Here is an 18,499-nt window from a genome sequence, read left to right on the forward strand (position 1 = left end):
TCCAGAAGCAATATAATTTAGGCAAACGATTTAAGTCTTGACATGAGCCAGGGGCAGTGGCCGCGTGCGGCCAAAGGAGGCAAGCATGAGTGAAATTTCAAAGGATATCGGTGTCCTCGCCGTCCTTGCAAAGAGGATGGTCGAGGAAATACTGCCCAAGGCGCTGCAAATAAAGGAACGCGTTGACCGAGGCGAGGTGCTGAACGATCTCGATATTGCGTTCCTGGAGCGGGTGTTTGCGAACGCCAAAAACCTCGGGCCCATAATCGACAAAGATCCGCGCGCGCGCGATGTCGCGGGACGCATGGTGTCACTGTATAAAGAGATTATGGATAAGGCGCTGGAAAACGAAAAAGCCCAAAAAGGTTCCTGAAGACGAATTGTTTGGAGCGCGCGCCTGAAAAATCACTAAGGAGGCAAAATTATGGCTGACGACAGCACAGAAAAACCTAACAAAGGTTCCAAGGGCAAAAACAAACTCAAGAATAAGCAATACTTGAAAGAACTCGCGAAGCTGCATGTCGAGCTTGTCAAGCTCCAGGAATGGGTCAAGCGCAAAGGCCTCAGGGTTTGCATCGTCTTCGAAGGGCGCGACGGCGCGGGCAAAGGTGGGACCATCAAGGCGATCACCGAGCGCGTGAGCCCTCGCGTATTCCGGGTCATCGCGCTACCATCGCCGACCGAACGCGAGAAAAGCCAGATGTACGTGCAGCGTTACCTGCCTCACCTGCCGGCGGCCGGCGAAATAGTGATCTGGGACCGCAGCTGGTACAACCGCGCAGGCGTCGAGCGTGTGATGGGTTTTTGCCCCCCAGAACACGTAAAGCGCTTCCTCGAATTGGTACCCGCCTTCGAAAAGCTAATGGCCGAAGACGGAATCATCCTGTTCAAGTATTGGTTGGAGGTCAGCATGGCTGAGCAAACCCGCCGGCTCGAGGCGCGTATCAACGACGGGCGCAAAATCTGGAAACTCTCGCCAATGGATCTTGAGTCATACAGCCGCTGGTATGACTACTCGCGGGCGCGCGACGATATGTTCAAGATGACTGACACCGCATGGGCGCCGTGGTACGTGGTGAATTCGGACGACAAGAAGCGCGCGCGGCTTAATGTTATCACCCATCTGCTGAGCAAAATCCCGTACAAGAAGCTGAAGGGCGACAAAGTGAAGTTGCCAAAGCGGCAAAAGCCCCACGGCTATCGGGAACCGGACTATCCGTTCAAGTATATTCCCGAGAAGTTTTGAGGCGGCAAGTGGTCAGACTGCTGGTCGCCCGCTCGACGCTGCGATGAAAGCCGCTGCGCCGGTAGCCGAATTCAGGCCTGTCGATGTGCGGTTGCGAGGCGGGCAGCGGGTAACCTTGCGCGCGGTACGCCTGCAGGACAAGGAAGAGCTGCAGGCTGCCATCAAACGGCTTTCGGCTGAATCGCGTTACGCGCGTTTCATGACCGCACTGCGCGAGTTGCCGCCGCAGATGCTCGAGCGCGCGACCAATCCTGAGGGAAGCCGCGAGTTGCAACTGGTTGCTGTCGTGCCGGAGGGCGCGCGGAAAAAAATCATCGCCGGTGCGCGCTATGCCGCCGGAGCCGGGAGTACGGACTGCGAGTTTGCAGTCGCTGTTACCGATGAATGGCAGGGGCAGGGTCTCGCGCGCCAGCTCCTGGAAGCATTAATGCAAACCGCGCACGCACGAGGGTTCGAGCGTATGCAAGGATATATCCTTGCATCCAACACGCGCATGCTGAGTCTCGCAAAACGTCTTGGCTTCCTAGAAGTAGCCAGTCCGGAAGGCCCGATGGTTCGCATGGTTCGTTGCAATCTAACTCGCATTTCCTGATTTAACCTATTCGGCATGCCACATAAGCCGTGAGGTAACACGATGTCGAGCAACCGACCCGGCGGCTTCCGCCTCCCAGTGCCTGATTGGATCCGTGATTACCAAAAGCAATGGATTCAGCTGGACGTTATCGCGGGGCTGACTGCTGCGGCAGTCGTGATTCCAAAAGCGATGGCTTACGCCACAATCGCCGGGCTTCCAGTGCAGGTAGGCCTCTATACCGCGTTTCTGCCGATGGTGATCTACGCAGTGCTCGGGACGTCGCGGCCGCTCAGCGTGAGCACGACTACAACGCTTGCAATTCTGGCGGCCGCGGAATTTGGTGAGGTGGTTCCAGGCGGCGACCCAAGCTCGCTTTTAGTCGCTTCGGCAACATTGACATTGCTGGTCGGGGCAGTTCTGGTTCTGGCTTCGTTCTTGAGACTGGGCGTGGTGGCCAACTTTATATCGGAACCGGTGCTGATAGGATTCAAGGCAGGTATCGGGCTGGTCATCGTACTCGACCAACTGCCGAAGCTAATGGGGATTCATTTTCAGAAGGGCTCGTTTTTTCATAATGTCCTCGCCATTGTACAAGGCGTTCCACATGCGTCAATGACTACAGCGGCGTTGGGCGTGGTCATGATCGGGATACTCGTGGCGGTCGAGCGTTTTTTTCCGCGAGCGCCAGCGCCGATCATTGCAGTTGCCAGCGGAATCGCAGGAATGAGCCTCTTCGGGCTGCAGGATTACGGCGTCGGCACTGTTGGCCAGGTTCCAACGGGCCTTCCGTCGCTTACTTTGCCGAACTTGCAGCTGATCGTTCAGCTCTGGCCGGCAGCCTTGGGAATCGCGCTGATGAGTTTCACCGAATCGATTGCCGCCGGACGCGCGTTTGCCGAGAAGGACGAGCCAACGCCGCGCGCGAACCGTGAATTATTCGCGACGGGACTTGCGAATATCGGGGGCGCGCTGTTGGGAGCGATGCCGGCGGGGGGCGGGACCACGCAGACTGCGGTGAACCGGCTTGCCGGAGCACGCACCCAGCTCGCGGAATTAGTCACGGCCGCAGTCGCGCTGTTCACGATGCTGTTCCTGGCCCCCTTAATCGGCCTGATGCCGGAAGCCACTCTCGCCGCCGTCGTGATCGTCTATTCGATCGGCATGATAAAGCCGGCGGAGTTCCAAACCATCCTCAAGGTGCGTCGAATGGAATTCATTTGGGCGCTGGTTGCAATGGTCGGAGTGGTGCTGCTGGGAACACTGCAGGGAATCCTCGTTGCCATCATCGTTTCGATCCTGGCCCTTGCCTACCAAATAGCTGACCCGCCGGTGCATGTGCTGGGACGGAAGCCGGGTACCAATGTGTTCCGCCCTCGTTCCAAAGAGCACCCCGAGGACGAAACGTTTCCTGGTTTACTACTGCTGCGGACGGAGGGGCGCATATTTTTTGTGAACTATGAACGCATTGCCGACAAGATAAGGCCGCTCGTCGTCCAGGCGCAGCCGAAGGTCGTGGTTCTCGATCTCGAAGCCGTATTCGATCTCGAGTATAGTGCGCTCAAAATGCTGACCGAAGCCGAGCAGAGAATGCGCGACCGCGGAATCTCGCTGTGGCTGGTCGGTCTCAATCCGGGAGTGCTGGAGATGGTCCAGCGTTCGCCCCTTAGCGGGATCCTGGGTCGCGACCGGATGATCTTCAATCTGGAGCAGGCTGTCGCCAAACACCAGGCTTCCCTGGCGCAGGGAGATACTCGTTAGAACTTGTCTGCTGCGCGCGGGACGATCGCCTTAACCGTTTACCGGTTTTTGGCGCGTAGCAAGCGCTGTTTTTGCCGCTGCCATTCGCGTTCTTTTTCGGCTTCGCGCTTATCATGCTGCTTCTTGCCTTTAGCGAGCCCAATTTCCAACTTTACCTTGCCACGGGAGTAATGAATATCCAGCGGCACTAAAGTGTATCCTGCGCGTTCGACCTTACCGATCAGTGTATTTATCTCGTTGGAGTGCAGCAGCAACTTGCGGGTGCGAGTAGCATCGGGTAAAACATGTGTCGAAACGGTCTCCAGCGGGCTAATATGGCACCCGGTCATGAAAAGCTCCCCTTTGCGCACCACGACATAAGCTTCCTTTATTTGGCAGCGGCCCGCGCGAATGGCTTTGACTTCCCAGCCCTTGAGCACGATGCCCGCCTCGTATTTTTCTTCGATAAAGTAATCGTGGAATGCTTTTTTATTTTGAATAATGCTCATTAGGCGCGGACACTGCTAATATTTTATGATTTTATCAGCTTTCAGAATGCCATGAACCAGGTAGACAGATCGGTGCTGGTGGGCTATACGGCGCAGCAAATGTTTTCTCTCGTTGACAGGGTGGAAGAGTATCCCGAGTTTCTGCCTTGGTGCGTTGGCGCGTCGGTCAGCCAACGAACTGAACAAATTACTTTGGCGACGATTCGCCTTAAATACGGCTACCTCAAGCATAGCTTCACTACCGAGAACACCAAACATGCGCCAGATTCAATCGAAATGCATTTGGTACACGGCCCGTTCCGTTGTCTTGACGGTAGTTGGCGCTTTATGGAATTGGGCGAATCGGGTTGTAAGATCGAATTTCGGCTGTGTTATGAGTTTTCCAGCAAGCTACTGGAAAAACTACTCGGCCCCGCTTTCAAGCACATCGCTGACAGTTTCATTGACGGTTTTATCAATCGTGCCAAGGCGCTTTACGCTTGAATGATGAAGGAAATCAGCATCGAAGTGGCCTACGCCGCCCTCCGCGGCCAGACCATTATGCGGCTACGCGTGAAACGGGGCACCACAATCGGCGAAGCGATAAAACAATCCGGTATTCTAGAGCAATATCCGGAAATCGATCTTGGCACAAACAAAGTTGGAATTTTCGGAAAGATAGCGAGGACCGATTCGCCGTTGCGCGATCGGGACCGGGTGGAAATTTACCGCGCGTTGATCGCCGATCCCAAGGAGGCGCGCCGCCGCCGCGCTCACGCAGCCATTAGCACGCGAAAAAATACCCGCGGCGCCTGAAATCGGATCAAATGAATTATTTTGGAGGGTTACACCAGGAGTCCGCGCTTTTTTGCGCGTTAGCGATTTCCTCCTGCCGCTGGTTGTCGTCGAGATATTCGCGCTCGCCCTTGTCGTTAGTTCGGGTGACGCGCGCACCGGACTGCAAGGCGTGCAGGCTGTCAAGAGCGCGTTGGCAGTTCTGCTGGCGCTGTTTGGCGTCAGCCAACGCTTTTTCTTCCTTAACCTGTTTTTCCTCCGCTTCTACTTGGCGCTTGCGGAATTCAGCGTCCTGCTCAATGTAGGATTTAGTTCCCGGCGCTTTTTGGGCACCGGACTCAGCGTCGGCTGCAGTGCCCGATCTGATGTTCAAAGTTTGCTCTTGCGTTGCGCCGGGGGCCGGCTGATCCGAATAATGGACCGTGCCGTCGCTATCGACCCATTTGTAAACGTCGCAGTAGGCATTTGTCGCGGCCAGCAGCGCCAGCGCAATTGCACCCAGTACATGCGTATACGGCATAACAACTCCTGTAGGGCAAAATTACCCGTTAGTGTATTCCAAAGAATCTATAAAGTGTAGGACTTAGCGCACAGTGCCAAGCGGCCATTGACTTGAATTGCCTGGGAAATTCAGGTCACCCGCTCCTGACGTCCGGGCGTCTAATATTTACCCCCCGATGCACCTTGCGTATAATGTTATTTTGCAAAGGAACAAAATATGCAGGTAATTCAAAAAGCATTGACCTTTGATGATGTTCTGCTGGTTCCCGCACACTCCACAGTTCTGCCGCGCCACGTAAATCTCTCCACGCAATTGACTCGCAAGATAACATTAAATATCCCGCTGATTTCGGCGGCCATGGACACTGTGACGGAAGCGCGGCTTGCGATCGCTGTTGCGCAAGAAGGCGGAGTGGGCATCATTCACAAAAATATGCAGGCCAAGGCGCAAGCCGCCCAAGTTGCGAAGGTCAAGCGATTCGAGAGCGGCGTGGTGAAAGATCCGATCACAATTCCCCAGGACATGAAAGTGCGAGAGGTCGTGAATCTCACGCAACAGCACAAAATCTCAGGTTTGCCGGTAGTCGAAGGCGCGCGGGTCGTCGGCATAGTTACCAACCGTGATTTGCGCTTTGAGACCAATCTCGATCAGCCGATTAAAAATATTATGACCCCGCGCGAGCGGCTGGTGACCGTGAGAGAGGGCGCGAGCCGAGAAGAGGCGCTGAAATTGATGCACAAGTTCCGCTTGGAGCGGGTGCTGGTGGTAAACGAAACGTTCGAACTGAAAGGGCTGATTACGGTCAAGGACATACTCAAGTCCAGCGAACATCCGGATGCTTGCAAAGACGAACTCGGGCGGTTGCGGGCGGGCGCTGCGGTGGGTGTCGGCGAAGGTACGGAGGAACGCGTCGAAAGCCTGGTCGAAGCAGGCGCAGATGTGATTGTGGTGGACACCGCACACGGTCACGCACAAGGCGTTCTGGACCGCGTGAAATGGATTAAAAAGCACTTTCCTACGACTCAAGTTATTGGCGGCAATATCGGAACGGCGGATGGCGCGAGGGCGATGATGGACCACGGTGCAGACGGAGTAAAAGTCGGAATCGGACCGGGCTCGATTTGCACCACGCGCATCGTTGCCGGAGTCGGCGTGCCGCAAATCACCGCAATTCAGAACGTGGCGCAGGCTCTCAAAGGCAGCGGAATTCCGATAATAGCGGACGGGGGCGTACGTTACTCCGGCGATATCGCCAAAGCTGTCGCTGCAGGCGCGAACGTGGTTATGCTGGGCGGGCTGTTTGCCGGCACTGAAGAAGCACCGGGAGAAATCGAATTATTCCAAGGCCGTTCGTATAAATCTTATCGTGGTATGGGCTCGCTCGGTGCGATGCAGCTGGGATCAAGCGACCGTTATTTTCAGGAGCCCGAGATGAACGCCGACAAACTGGTGCCTGAGGGTGTTGAAGGCCGGGTGCCCTACAAAGGCAGTGTCGTGGCTGTAATGCAGCAGTTGACGGGAGGGCTCCGCGCAAGCATGGGTTATGTCGGCTGCTCAACCATTGATGAAATGCGTTCTCGAGCGCAATTCGTCGAAATCACTTCCGCGGGTATGCGCGAATCGCATGTTCACAATGTGCAGATTACCAAGGAGGCACCGAATTACCGCGTCGAGTAAGGTGCGCCAAATTTGCATGACCGGGCGCTCCGAGACTCTAATCCTGCAATGACGCATCAAAAAATCCTCGTTCTTGACTTCGGTTCCCAGTACACGCAGCTCATCGCTCGCCGCGTGCGCGAATCAAAAGTTTACTGCGAGCTGCATCCGTATGACGTCGGTGAAAAATTCATAAGGGAATTCAATCCGCGCGGCGTCATACTGTCCGGCGGGCCAGCCTCGGTGGTCGAAGGTAACGCTCCGCGTGCCCCACAAATCGTTTTCCAGCTCGGAGTGCCGGTGCTGGGAATCTGTTACGGTATGCAGACCATGGCGGCTCAACTCGGCGGGGAAGTTGAAAACGCGCAGGTGCGCGAATTCGGACACGCTGAGCTGCGCGCATGCGGCCATTCGGCGTTGCTAAAAGATATTCAGGACCGAAGCGACCAAGAAGGCTACGGACTGCTCGATGTCTGGATGAGCCACGGCGACCGCGTAAATACGCTCCCCGAAGGCTTCAAGGTCATTGCCGGGAACGATGCCAGCCCGATTGCAGGCATGGCGGACGATACGCGCAAGCTTTACGGCCTGCAGTTTCACCCAGAAGTGACGCATACGCGGCAGGGCAAGCGCATTATTGAGCGCTTTGTGCATGAAATATGCGGGATAAAGGGCGACTGGAATATGCCCGATTATGTTGAGGAGGCGGTCTCGAAAATCCGTAACCAGGTGGGCAAGGAAGAAGTTTTGCTTGGGCTCTCCGGCGGCGTGGATTCGGCCGTAGCCGCAATGCTGTTGCACAGGGCTATCGGCAAGCAGCTCACCTGCGTTTTCGTGGACAATGGCCTGCTGCGGCTCAATGAAGCCAAACAGGTCATGGATACCTTCAGCCGCAATTTGGGCGTTAAAGTCATCATGGTGGACGCCTCCGCCAAATTTCTGAAAAAGCTGGCGGGAGTGTCTAATCCGGAGCAAAAGCGCAAAATCATCGGTAAGGAATTCATCGAAGTCTTCCAGCGCGAAGCGAAGAAGCTCCGGCAGGTCAGATGGCTGGCCCAAGGCACAATTTATCCTGACGTGATTGAATCCGCCGGCGCCAAAACCAAGAAAGCGCAGTCCATCAAATCGCATCATAATGTCGGCGGCCTGCCTAGAACACTGCATTTGAAGCTGCTCGAGCCGTTGCGGGAATTGTTTAAGGACGAAGTGCGGGAGCTGGGTTTAGCGCTGGGCGTGCCGCGCGAAATGCTTTACCGCCATCCGTTTCCCGGCCCCGGCCTGGGCGTAAGAATTGTGGGCGAAGTGAAGCGCGAATATGCTGAATTATTGCGCCGAGCAGATGCCATTTTTATTGATGAGCTGCGCGCTTCAGGCTGGTATAAGAAAACCGCACAGGCATTTGCGGTGTTCCTCCCGGTGAAATCAGTAGGAGTTATGGGTGATGGACGTACCTATGAATATGTCGTGTGCTTGCGCGCGGTCACGACCCAGGATTTCATGACCGCGCAATGGGCGGAACTGCCTCATGATTTATTATCGAAAATTTCCAACCGTATCATCAACGAAGTGCGCGGTATCAATCGCGTGGTATACGATATCTCTGGTAAACCGCCGGCAACGATAGAATGGGAATAAGGCTACCGATAGGCAACGCAGAACCGGCTGTGAGTCGCGTTCGCGGACTTTTCAGTGAACAGCCTTGGCCGCAAGACGCCGCTATGAAGTTACCCCAGTGACCTCGTGCGTCTAAGTAAAGACAAAGGGCCAGAGCCGCATTTCTCCGCTGCTACGGAGAAAATTCAACTCTGACCCGAATTGCTGTTGTTATTGCGCGTGCTAAGCCGGTTGCGCGATTGGAGCTTTTGGACAGCAAATGCAGCCGCTTAGCGCGTGCAATTCACGACAGCTGCGCAGATCCTCCTGGTCCATTGCCACCATATGCGGCTGTCCGGCTTCGGCAAGCGTCGTGACCGTTGGGCCAAGCAGGATCGTGCTGCCAAGGCCGGCATAGACATAATGGTCACCATATGTCTGTTTCAGCGTCCCAAACGCACGCTCTCCGGTGCAATGAACCGGCGCAATCCATGCGACCTGCAACTTATCGTGCAGGTTACCGGCAATCTGGCTGATTTGCTCGTTTGTCGCAGGCAGCAGATGCGTCCCGCCGACGACAAGGTGGATCGGCTTTTTGGTCACTGCTTTTGTGGTTTCTACGACCTTTTCTATCGTCGGATGACTACAACCGACCACGAGGACGATTCCGTCCGGGGTGTCGATTGCTAACGAGATCTCCATCACATCCAGATCAACGCCCCAAGAACCCTTTAACATGATCAATTGAAATCCGGGCGCTATCTCGGTGTTTCCTCTCAACCGTTTGAAGTTTGCCTGCGGCCACGGTGTGCCAAAACTAAGCTTTTCAGGCGGTTTACCGTCAAAGTAGCGCATATCGGCGGGCAGCGATTCATTACGCTTGTAGAAGGTTCCCGGCAAGGTGGCGCCGAACACGCCAAAATTCTCATGTGGTACGTATATCGGCACACCCGGATTGACGGTCATCAAATAATTCAAGCCACTCGTATGATCGCCGTGACGGTGCGTCACGACCGCGAAATCCAGCTGGGTGAGGTCGATGCCCTTCGCCTTCACGTTGTGCGCAAAAATTTCGGCGTTGTCTCCGGTGTCGAACAGAATGCGCTTGCCCCCATACTCGATGTATGCTGAAAAACCCCAGTCTTTTTGCATGGTCGATGTCTTGCCGAAAGCATCATAGAGCGAGGTGATTTGCGCTTTCTTGGAATCCGCATTTGCGGCTTGCTCCTGTGTCGCGGTCGACGCGCATCCGGCAAGGAGCACTGTGACACCGGACTGCTTGAGAAATGTACGCCTGTCCATGGTTAAAGACGACGTGAGCCAATCGAGCCACGGTTTAGCTTTCATTGGTTTGCTCCACTATTGAATTGCTTATAAATTTGCCAACAGAAAATCAAAGCAGCTACAGCCTCTGGTGACTGCCAGCACTTCCGCGCATCTTATTCTTTTAGGGCACAATTTAACTTATAGCAAGAAAAATGAAAATTCAAGTAACATTTAGTTTTGCACCAAGCGTGCTGCTCATTATCCTGCACGAGTCTAATACTAACCCGTTGAAAAGCGAAACTTGTCATTGAGCCTGAACACACTAATGCCGCGGCCGGGCGGCGGATTTTCGTCGAATGCAGCAAGCAGGAAATCGCTGCTGCTTGAGCGAGCCGGGATGCCGAACCTGACTAGAAGTCTGTGAATTCAAGACTGTTCACGACGGCGGTTGCCTTCTCGCGAAACGCGGCGTCTTGATGACCCGGATAATATCGATGCGAATAGCCCAAATTGACCACAATGTTTTTGTTTTTGGGGTGGGCGCAGGCAAGGGCAAGCGACTCGAGGATCATAACCCCTTTGTTTCCGGACGGCTTAGCGGCTGCGTTGTCCACCATTAGCACATATGATTCTGCACAATCGGTCCCTTTTTTATCGTACGCAGAAACATCGTGTTGAATGATTTTGTAGCGCTTTCGATCAATGGATTTGCTTTCGCCTTCTTTCACTAGACGAACAAAATCATCTCTTGTCTTATACGGCTCGATCGCAACGAGGGTCCCCTGAATAACGAAAGTCTCATCGGGAGTCTCACTCCCTTTCCCTAGGGCTAATTGGGTTTGGTTTCGCCCTACGACGTACCAACCTTTTTCATTCAGCGGTAAAAGCGAATATCCCTTTTGAACAATTCTTTCAGGCGGAATCTGTATCTGCTCAACCCTCGACTGGGCTGAGCTACAAGAAACGATAAGTAATGAAACAGAGAAAATGATCGGCGTGGAGCAGTACTTCATGTTTACTCCCATTCGTGGTGGATGACATTACGCAGCGCTTGAGCGCGCCGTCATGCCGCGTCCAGGCATAATACCCATGGGCACGAATAATACAAGCTTCCAAAGCCGTATCCGGAGAATACCAAGCGCATCGGTTAAGGACTCATGAACACAGAAGCAGCTCGGCGCCAGCAGCGTACTGCATTTATTGAGGCCGCCCCTGATTCTCAGCTTGTGTTATTCTGAAAAGCCTTTCAATAAAATTGAACCAACATGCTGCAGTTTGCCGAATATGCTTCCGACGTTGCCGTTCGCCTTTGGACGAATGAGGGTGAATAGCCTCGCATCTAAACGTATGCCAATGGTCGACTCGCTTGATAAAACGTTAATGCGCGAAGCCATTTCAATGGCGCAACAGGCCCAGCTGGCTCTGGAGGTACCGGTAGGCGCGGTGGTGGTATGCGATGGCGTAATCATCGGGCGCGGTTATAATGCTCCGATTTCCAAAAATGACCCGACTGCCCATGCCGAAATTCAGGCGCTGCGCGATGCCGGTCAACGCATAGGCAATTACCGTTTTCTTGACTGTTCGCTCTATGTCACTTTGGAACCTTGCGCAATGTGCGTTGGCGCCATTATGCAGGCGCGCATTACGCGTTTAGTGTATGGTGCAGCCGATTCTAAAAGCGGCGCTTGCGGTAGCGTGATAAATTTGTTGGCGGAAACACGATTGAATCATCACACGCAGCTCGTATCGGGAGTGCTTACCGAGGAATGTGCAATCCTGTTAACGCGGTTTTTCGCCGAGCGCCGACAGGAGAAGGATTGATGGCGAAGATTGTTGTAAGCTTGCGGCAGCAAACTTTAACGCTGCTGGACGAGAAGGGCAAAGAAGTAACCCGCCATCCAGTTTCCACCTCGAAGAACGGCGCGGGAGAGTTGAACGGCAGCTATCGCACGCCGCGCGGTTTGCATGTAATCCGCGCCAAAATTGGCGCCGGGCAACCAGTCAATAGCGTGTTTGTCAATCGGCGTCCCACCGGAGAAATTTACACGCCTGAACTCGCCCGACGCGACCCGAAGCGCGATTGGATTCTGACGCGCATTCTGTGGCTTTCGGGATGCGAGGTCGGTTTCAACCGCTTAGGCCAAGTCGATACCATGCGCCGTTATATTTATATCCACGGCAGCCCCGACAATACAAAGATGGGCCTGCCAGGCTCAATTGGCTGCATCAGGATGCGCAACAAGGATTTATTAGACTTGTTTGATGGCGTAAAGGTCGGGACCCTGGTAGAAATTCGCGAAAACTGAGTCTTCTCATCCACTTCCCGAAAGTTTTGTCGACTCGGGCCGCAATATCCCGTAACTGGGCAATTGCCTGTTGCAAACAGTAGCATAAGGCAGTGTGCAAAATTTATTGTGCATTGCACAATGCTGTGCTACACTTGTTTTGAGTTATTGGAATTTGTTGATTCGGAAGGAAAATGTGCATGAGACTCGCGGGCAAAATTGCGATTATAACGGGTGCCGGACGCGGGATTGGACAGGCTACCGCTATAAAGTTTGCCAAGGAGGGGGCGAAAGTTATCGCCTGTGATTTGACGCCGGAATGGCTCAATGAAACTGTCGAGAAAATCAACTCGGCAGGCGGCGAGGCCACGGGTTTTGTAGTGGATGTGCGAGACAAATCTAGTATCGATAAGATGGTCAGTAGCGTCGTGAAGAAATACGGCCGCATTGATTGCCTCGTGAATAACGCGGGCATCGTAATGGACAGTCAGCTTAAAAATATGACCGAGGAACAGTTTGACAAGGTGATCGACATCAACCTCAAGGGTGTTTACAACTGCACCAAGGCAGTGGTGGATGTCATGTTGCGCCAGAACTCGGGCGTCATCCTTAACGCGTCATCCATTGTCGGTTTGTACGGAAATTTTGGACAGACTAATTATGCCGCGAGCAAGTTCGGCGTGATCGGGATGGTAAAGACCTGGGCCCGGGAACTGGGTAAGCGCGGGATCCGCACGAATGCAGTCTGCCCTGGGTTCATTGAAACCCCTATATTGAGCTCGATGCCGGATCGGGTCCTGAGAGCAATCGAGGAGAAGGTGCCGCTCGGTCGTCTTGGAAGACCGGAGGAAATCGCGAATACCTATGCATTCCTCGCTTCCGATGAGGCAAGCTATATCAACGGCGCTGTTATAGAAGTTGGCGGCGGCGTCACAATTTAAACCCTCGCCAAAGCCAGCTATTTCACCTTTGACTTTATCTCTCCGGTCTATCTATTTTTGCTTTTTTGGAAAGAGTTTTTTCAGCTTGTCACGGTTAGGGGAGAGCACTACGCCTTTCTCGGTAATAAGCCCGGTCACCAATTGCGCAGGCGTTACGTCAAATGCCGGGTTGCGTATTTTCACACCCTCAGCAGCCCACCGAATATCTCGGTACCCTAAGACCTCGGATTGCGGCCGCTCTTCGATGGGGATATCTGCACCACTTGCAATACTGAGATCGATACTGGAAAGCGGGCACGCGACATAAAATGGTATGGCGTGGCGCTGCGCCAGTACCGCCAGCATGTAGGTGCCTATCTTGTTGGCCACATCACCGTTGGCCGCGACCCGGTCTGCGCCGACGATCACCAAATCGAGTTCCCCGCGGCCCATCAGATAGCCGGCCATATTGTCAGTAATTAGCGTCACCGGGATATTTTCCTGGATCAATTCCCAGGCTGTAAGCCGCGCGCCTTGCAGGAAAGGTCGGGTTTCGCTGGTGAAAACGCTGACTGTGTTGCCTGCTTCTACAGCCGACCGAATCACACCCAGCGCCGTGCCATGGCCTGCGGTCGCCAGTGCCCCGGCGTTGCAGTAAGTAAGAATTCTTGCATTATTCTTGACGAGAGCCGCGCCGATCTCGCCGATCGCATGGTTAACGCGCAGATCCTCGGAGTGAATCGCGTGTGCCTCGTCCAGAAGTTTTTGCGCGACCTCCCCGGGATTGCGTACCTTAACTTTGTACCAGACTTGGCGCATGCGGCGCAGCGCCCAAAATAAATTGACCGCAGTCGGCCGGCTGTCCGCAAGCTCCGTAAAGCTCTTTTCCAGCCCCGAATTGAAATCTTTTTGCGGCAGTTGTTGCAAGCGCTGTGCTTCCAATGCGATGCCAAAAGCAGCCGCGCAACCAATTGCAGGCGCACCTCTAACCACCATGTTGCGAATTCCGCTCGCAACAGCCGCTGCGGAATCAAAGCTTACGTATTCAAGGCGCTCCGGCAGGACGCGCTGGTCGATCATTTCCAGCTTGTTATTACGCCAACGCAGCGTTTCAACCTTGTAATCGGCTCGAATCATGATTTCAAATTATCGCGGGCAATGTGGAGTCCACCTAAGAGGTAATTAAGGCTTTGCTAGCAGGCTTTAACAAAGCCGGCTCGGCCGGGTGAAATGGATCAAATGACCCGCTCGTTGCCCCCGTCCACAGGCACCTGCGCGGCAGTGGTCTTGGCAAACAGCGGTCCGCACATTTCTGCGGCGAGCTCGGCAACATTTCTGCTTGTAACCTCGGTCTTCAGCACATTATTCTTCTTGTATTGCTCGACGCCGAGCCCGTATTGCGCCGCGCGCGACTCGAGCACAGCTTTGCTCCAGATGGCGGTATCGAATACCGCGTTGGGGTGGATGATATTGACGCGGATGCCCTCAGAGCCCCATTCCAGCGCCGCAACCCGCGCCAGCTGGTTGAGCGCGGCTTTGGATGAAGAGTACGCGGCGGCACCCGGTCCCGGCGCAGGGACATTTTTGGAACCGATGACGACCGCACGCCCGCCTCTGGGCGAGAGTTTCAGCAACGGGTGGCATTCGCGCATCATCAACAAGTTGGCATCCAGATTGATGTTCATTACGTCGCGCCATTCCTTAGCATGCAAAGCTTCAATGCGGCGGCTGGCCGGAAAGATTCCGGCATTGAGTATGAGCATGTCCAGTCCGCCGAATGCTTTTACACCCGACTCGAGCGCGCTGGCGACGGCCTTGTCACTAGTTACATCGCAACGTATGCCAAGAAAATCCTTGCGGTTGTACAGCAATTCGATTGACGGATTTAGATCGAGCCCAATGACCGCCGCGCCGCGTGCAAGCATGGATTCTACACACGCTTTGCCAATACCCGAAGCGGCGCCCGTAACCAAGGCGATTTCCCCTGCAAACAAGGGGGGCGTGCCGCCTTTTTTGAGCTTAGCCTGCTCGAGATCCCAGTATTCAACGTCGAACAACTCCTCTGCTGGCAACGCGGTGAATCCGCCCAAGGCAGTGGCGCGCAGGATAATTTCGATGGTGTGCAAATAGATTTCCACGACAATGGCCGCGTCTTTAGCGGTTTGCCCCACGGCGCACAGTCCGAACTCAGGATCAAGAATCACGCGCGGCGCCGGGTCCAGCATGGTTTTCTTTTCCTTTGCGGTACGCATATGCTGGTGGAAATATTTTCGGTACAGCGTGGCATAAGCATCAACTGTCCTTCCCAGCATGGGTAGCCGTTTGGTGCGAATCACATGGTCGGGTGTCGCCGGCCCCTGCTGCGAAATTTTTCCAAGGTCTCTGCGTTTTGCGAATCCTAGGGTTTGAGTATTCGTACAAGTACTGATGATGGCCGGGAAACCCGCGACTTTTGAAATCTTCCTGCGCAATAAGGCAAGTTCCGTTTTGAGAGGTCTTTTGGGGACGGCGGCCGAGCGAGCGGGGAGTGTCCAGGCGCCTTTACTGGCCAGATATTTTTCGGCGCGCGATACCAGCGCAATCATGCGCTCATAGGATTGTTTGGCGGTCGCGCCGAAAGAAAAGATTCCATGGTTCATAAGTACCATTCCTATAGTGGCTTGCTTTGCTTGCTCGGCGAACAGCTGCGCGCAAACTTGCGCCAGCTCGAAGCCCGGCATCACATAGGGAATGATTACCACGTCTTCACCATAGATTTCTCGGATGCGTTCCTCGCCGTTCGCAGTGTTGGTTACCGCAATTACCGCATCGGCATGGGTGTGATCTACGTATTTGTAGGGAAGAATCGCGTGCAGAATGGTCTCAATCGATGGCGCTGGAGCGGAGGCCCGTGTCATATGTGTTTTCAGCTCGTTTACCATTTGTGGATCAGAGAGCGATTTAAGCTGCGCAAGCCGCAGCAGGTGACGCAAACGAACCGGAGAAAAACCCGCGGATTCTATGGTCTCCAAATCCCAGCCGCTGCCTTTCACATATAAAATGTCTTCGGGTTCTCCAAGTATATTGCTCTCGCGGATTTTGACGGAAGTATTGCCCCCGCCGTGCAGTACCAGCGATTTGTCGCGGCCCAGGAGGCGCGAGGAGTAAACGCGAAGTTGCAGATCGCCTTTAAATGCCGCTGCTTCTCTGTCGTTCCACAAGCTTTTCATGGCTCACATTTGGGGTTGATGGGGCATTATATAAGAGAGGCGGTGTCAACCATGAATTCGTGATGCACCGTGCCCCCTTCGCGGCCCGCGTGCCTAAACGAGCGTTCAATGAGTTCGACCCGATTGTTTGCACGTATAAAGAGCAGCGTAGAGGATCGTGTGCCGTAATCGGCAGTGGCGGTGAAAGCCGACGACAGCCGCCGTTCCCGTTCCAGTCCGATACCGGTGTTCGGCAGCTCTTTATCCTCTGGAACAAAACGATCGGCGAGTATCGCGAACAGGGCCTCAACCGACGGAGGCTGCGGCGCAGAAAAAAGGCGGATAAGCTGCTTCTTTGCGCGCTCGACTTTGGGCCAGGGTGTATCCAGCAGATGGTTGCTCAAGCCGTACAGTCCAGGGGCAAGTTTTTGCATTTTTCTGCCGCGGTTCGAATAGTAATAAACATCGCTAATGTCTCCGGCAATCAGATTAAAGCCGTCGTACTCGGCCGCATGCTGCTGTAGCCGCTGCAGATAGTCCTGCGGTATGTCGTTTCCAACAAGATAATTACTAACCAGCACGCCGCGCGATGGCGCATTTTTCTTCTGAGTCAAACCCTGACGAAAATTAGTGACGGCCGCGAATCGACCTCGGCGCGTGACGCCAAGCCAGGTGCCGCGCTTCTGCAAGTCGCGGCCGCCGAGTACTTGCGGATGGTCTTCCCAGAATGCCGCCGCTGCGGTGGGACGTTCGTAGTACTCGTCGCGATTGGCGGCGATCAGCAAGGGCCAGTCCGGCGACAGCCGGTAGGCGACCAAGACAAGGCACATATTTCAATGGCCCATCATTCGCTAAACAATGAAACACTCAGTATGCCGTTGCGAGCCCGGCTCGAGAAATTGGCGTATGTGGTGTTCCTCGACAACGCGCGCCAAGGCAGCCTCGAAACTCTCTGCAGCGACGTTCTCGTACACTTCCATCCACAACAAAGCGTCGCCCCGTTTCTTTATCAAGCGACCGGCAATCCCGGTTCGATCACGCAAAGTCGCCTGCATTTCCCGGATGCGCGTTTCCAATACCGCCGCGCCGGCGGCCTCCACCCGGTAATAGATGTAGAAGTTAAGCGTCATCAAACGGAATACGGAAGCGGCAATAATTTTATAACGGGGCCGTCCGGCGATTTCCAGTGGAGATTTTTGCCGGCGGCGGCGATTTGGATAACCGCAAGCACATCGTACCCGCCCTCGGGCGAAGCGGCGCCATTGACAACCGTGCCGCTTGTTTGGCCGTTACCATTTGCGCCGAACAGCTCGTCAGCCGCCTGGGGGGCGGCATCGCTGAGGATGTTGGCAAGATACATGCGTCGCTTAAGCGTCCCTAGGTGCTGTGCGCGGGCTACAATTTCCTGTCCCGGATAACAGCCTTTGCTGAAGCTGACTGCTCCGACGATTTCCATATTGAGCATTTGCGGTACGAACTGTTCCTTTGTCGCAGGCGCAATAACGGCAATTCCACTGCGAATACTGAGCCAATCCCAGCACGCCGTTCCGACCGGCGTGGTGTTTTGCCTCAACTGCTCCCATAATGCAGGAGCTTGCTGGGCATCGCAGATAATTTGAAAGCGGTCCGGCGATATGCGGATCAATGTTGCCGATTCGTGATGTTTCACTCCAAGCATGGACTGCGGAATGGCGCCAAAGCAGTTCTTCGCGAGCATCTCAGCGTTCCTTCCGGCGACACCCAGGCACACGTGTGTGTCGCCGGCATCGGTTATTCTTACTTTCGAACTCAGTATAAATTTTGTAAGCCGATTTCGAATGTCCTCGCTTAAGCCGGCATGCAACTGCGCGAAAAAGCCGTCGGTTGCTTGCCAGAGCAACAGACTCGCGAGCACTCGGCCCTTTGGCGAGCAATAGCTGCTGTACTGCGCCGCTGTTGTGCCGAGGTTTTGCACGTCACTGGAAAGCTGCCCGTGCAAAAAAGCACGGCTGTCGGGGCCCCGAAAATACAGTAAACCGAACTGGGCAAGATCGCAGAGTATAGTGCCTGTTTGAACGGCGCGAAGTTCCCCCCCGGGATCGCCAAAATGACTTACCGCATCGTTTTCGATTGTTGCACCTGCACTTTGTAGGTAACGTCGCCAGCCGGAATACATGAGAAAGTCGGAAACATGGATTCGCGAGGTTAACAAGGCACCATTTTAACAAAGCGCATGCGACTCGGCTTCGACTGCGGTCTCTTTAATTGTT

20 protein-coding genes are annotated in these 18,499 nt (G+C 54.4%); 11 read left to right on the plus strand and 9 right to left on the minus strand.

Translation table 11 applies throughout. The features are described from left to right. Positions 1-85: 85 nt before the first annotated feature. The 4 genes from VLV32_02820 to VLV32_02835 are packed head-to-tail and all read left to right on the plus strand — an operon-like array spanning position 86 to position 3,578. Entirely contained in the window at positions 86-373 is a 288-nt protein-coding gene (locus VLV32_02820) for a hypothetical protein (GenBank protein ID HUL40828.1), read from the plus strand. Between the two features lie 51 nt (positions 374-424). Beyond that, positions 425-1,246 (plus strand): polyphosphate kinase 2, encoded by an 822-nt coding sequence (gene ppk2 / locus VLV32_02825; protein ID HUL40829.1) that lies wholly within the window; start codon positions 425-427, stop codon positions 1,244-1,246. Positions 1,247-1,289: 43 nt separating this feature from the next. Beyond that, on the plus strand, positions 1,290-1,838 hold the full coding sequence (locus VLV32_02830; protein HUL40830.1) for a GNAT family N-acetyltransferase: 549 nt from the start codon (positions 1,290-1,292) through the stop codon (positions 1,836-1,838). Positions 1,839-1,880: 42 nt separating this feature from the next. After that, on the plus strand, positions 1,881-3,578 hold the full coding sequence (locus tag VLV32_02835) for a SulP family inorganic anion transporter (protein HUL40831.1): 1,698 nt from the start codon (positions 1,881-1,883) through the stop codon (positions 3,576-3,578). A gap of 38 nt (positions 3,579-3,616) precedes the next feature. Here VLV32_02835 and smpB read toward each other — a convergent pair whose 3' ends face one another. After that, entirely contained in the window at positions 3,617-4,066 is a 450-nt protein-coding gene (gene smpB, locus VLV32_02840; GenBank protein HUL40832.1) for an SsrA-binding protein SmpB, read from the minus strand. Between the two features lie 51 nt (positions 4,067-4,117). On the opposite strand from smpB, the gene VLV32_02845 reads away from it, so the two are divergent. Both VLV32_02845 and VLV32_02850 read left to right on the plus strand, forming a co-directional pair. Next, a complete protein-coding gene (locus VLV32_02845) occupies positions 4,118-4,549 on the plus strand; it encodes a type II toxin-antitoxin system RatA family toxin (GenBank protein ID HUL40833.1) in 432 nt (143 codons plus the stop codon). Then, a complete protein-coding gene (locus VLV32_02850; protein HUL40834.1) occupies positions 4,550-4,861 on the plus strand; it encodes an RnfH family protein in 312 nt (103 codons plus the stop codon). It begins immediately after the preceding gene. A 16-nt stretch (positions 4,862-4,877) separates the two neighbouring features. Here the strand turns inward: VLV32_02850 and VLV32_02855 are convergent, their stop codons facing one another. Next, positions 4,878-5,360, minus strand: coding sequence for a DUF4124 domain-containing protein (locus VLV32_02855; protein ID HUL40835.1), 483 nt, complete (start codon positions 5,358-5,360; stop codon positions 4,878-4,880). Between the two features lie 198 nt (positions 5,361-5,558). On the opposite strand from VLV32_02855, the gene guaB reads away from it, so the two are divergent. Continuing rightward, entirely contained in the window at positions 5,559-7,019 is a 1,461-nt protein-coding gene (gene guaB / locus VLV32_02860) for an IMP dehydrogenase (GenBank protein HUL40836.1), read from the plus strand. 48 nt (positions 7,020-7,067) lie between these two features. After that, a complete protein-coding gene (gene guaA, locus VLV32_02865) occupies positions 7,068-8,633 on the plus strand; it encodes a glutamine-hydrolyzing GMP synthase (protein ID HUL40837.1) in 1,566 nt (521 codons plus the stop codon). A gap of 201 nt (positions 8,634-8,834) precedes the next feature. Here the strand turns inward: guaA and VLV32_02870 are convergent, their stop codons facing one another. Continuing rightward, complete coding sequence (locus VLV32_02870; GenBank protein HUL40838.1) at positions 8,835-9,893, minus strand: MBL fold metallo-hydrolase; 1,059 nt, start codon at positions 9,891-9,893, stop codon at positions 8,835-8,837. Between the two features lie 374 nt (positions 9,894-10,267). Then, positions 10,268-10,870 (minus strand): hypothetical protein, encoded by a 603-nt coding sequence (locus tag VLV32_02875; protein HUL40839.1) that lies wholly within the window; start codon positions 10,868-10,870, stop codon positions 10,268-10,270. A 340-nt stretch (positions 10,871-11,210) separates the two neighbouring features. On the opposite strand from VLV32_02875, the gene tadA reads away from it, so the two are divergent. The 3 genes from tadA to fabG all read left to right on the plus strand — a co-directional run bounded on the left by tadA (position 11,211) and on the right by fabG (position 13,083). Further along, the gene (tadA, locus tag VLV32_02880; GenBank protein HUL40840.1) at positions 11,211-11,678 is read left to right on the plus strand and encodes a tRNA adenosine(34) deaminase TadA; all 468 of its coding nucleotides are present in this window, start codon (positions 11,211-11,213) and stop codon (positions 11,676-11,678) included. Beyond that, positions 11,678-12,163, plus strand: a complete 486-nt coding sequence (locus VLV32_02885) for a L,D-transpeptidase (GenBank protein ID HUL40841.1) — start codon at positions 11,678-11,680, stop codon at positions 12,161-12,163. Before tadA ends, VLV32_02885 begins: the two co-directional genes overlap by 1 nt. A 179-nt stretch (positions 12,164-12,342) precedes the next feature. Then, positions 12,343-13,083, plus strand: coding sequence for a 3-oxoacyl-[acyl-carrier-protein] reductase (gene fabG, locus VLV32_02890; GenBank protein ID HUL40842.1), 741 nt, complete (start codon positions 12,343-12,345; stop codon positions 13,081-13,083). Positions 13,084-13,134: 51 nt separating this feature from the next. On the opposite strand, the gene mtnA is transcribed toward fabG, so the two are convergent. From mtnA to VLV32_02915, 5 genes are all read right to left on the minus strand, one after another. Next, positions 13,135-14,199, minus strand: coding sequence for an S-methyl-5-thioribose-1-phosphate isomerase (gene mtnA, locus VLV32_02895; protein ID HUL40843.1), 1,065 nt, complete (start codon positions 14,197-14,199; stop codon positions 13,135-13,137). Between the two features lie 98 nt (positions 14,200-14,297). Beyond that, positions 14,298-16,271, minus strand: coding sequence for a bifunctional aldolase/short-chain dehydrogenase (locus VLV32_02900; GenBank protein ID HUL40844.1), 1,974 nt, complete (start codon positions 16,269-16,271; stop codon positions 14,298-14,300). A gap of 26 nt (positions 16,272-16,297) precedes the next feature. After that, a complete protein-coding gene (locus VLV32_02905; protein ID HUL40845.1) occupies positions 16,298-17,080 on the minus strand; it encodes an NRDE family protein in 783 nt (260 codons plus the stop codon). A gap of 21 nt (positions 17,081-17,101) precedes the next feature. Further along, positions 17,102-17,380 carry a DUF4936 family protein gene (locus VLV32_02910; GenBank protein HUL40846.1) on the minus strand — a complete coding sequence of 93 codons (279 nt, stop codon included), beginning with the start codon at positions 17,378-17,380 and terminating at the stop codon, positions 17,102-17,104. Then, the gene (locus VLV32_02915; GenBank protein HUL40847.1) at positions 17,380-18,441 is read right to left on the minus strand and encodes a folate-binding protein; all 1,062 of its coding nucleotides are present in this window, start codon (positions 18,439-18,441) and stop codon (positions 17,380-17,382) included. The genes VLV32_02910 and VLV32_02915 overlap by 1 nt, the downstream gene beginning before the upstream one ends. Between the last annotated feature and the right edge of the window lie 58 nt (positions 18,442-18,499).

Source organism: Burkholderiales bacterium (assembly GCA_035518095.1).
Classification (GTDB): domain Bacteria; phylum Pseudomonadota; class Gammaproteobacteria; order Burkholderiales; family JAHFRG01; genus JAHFRG01.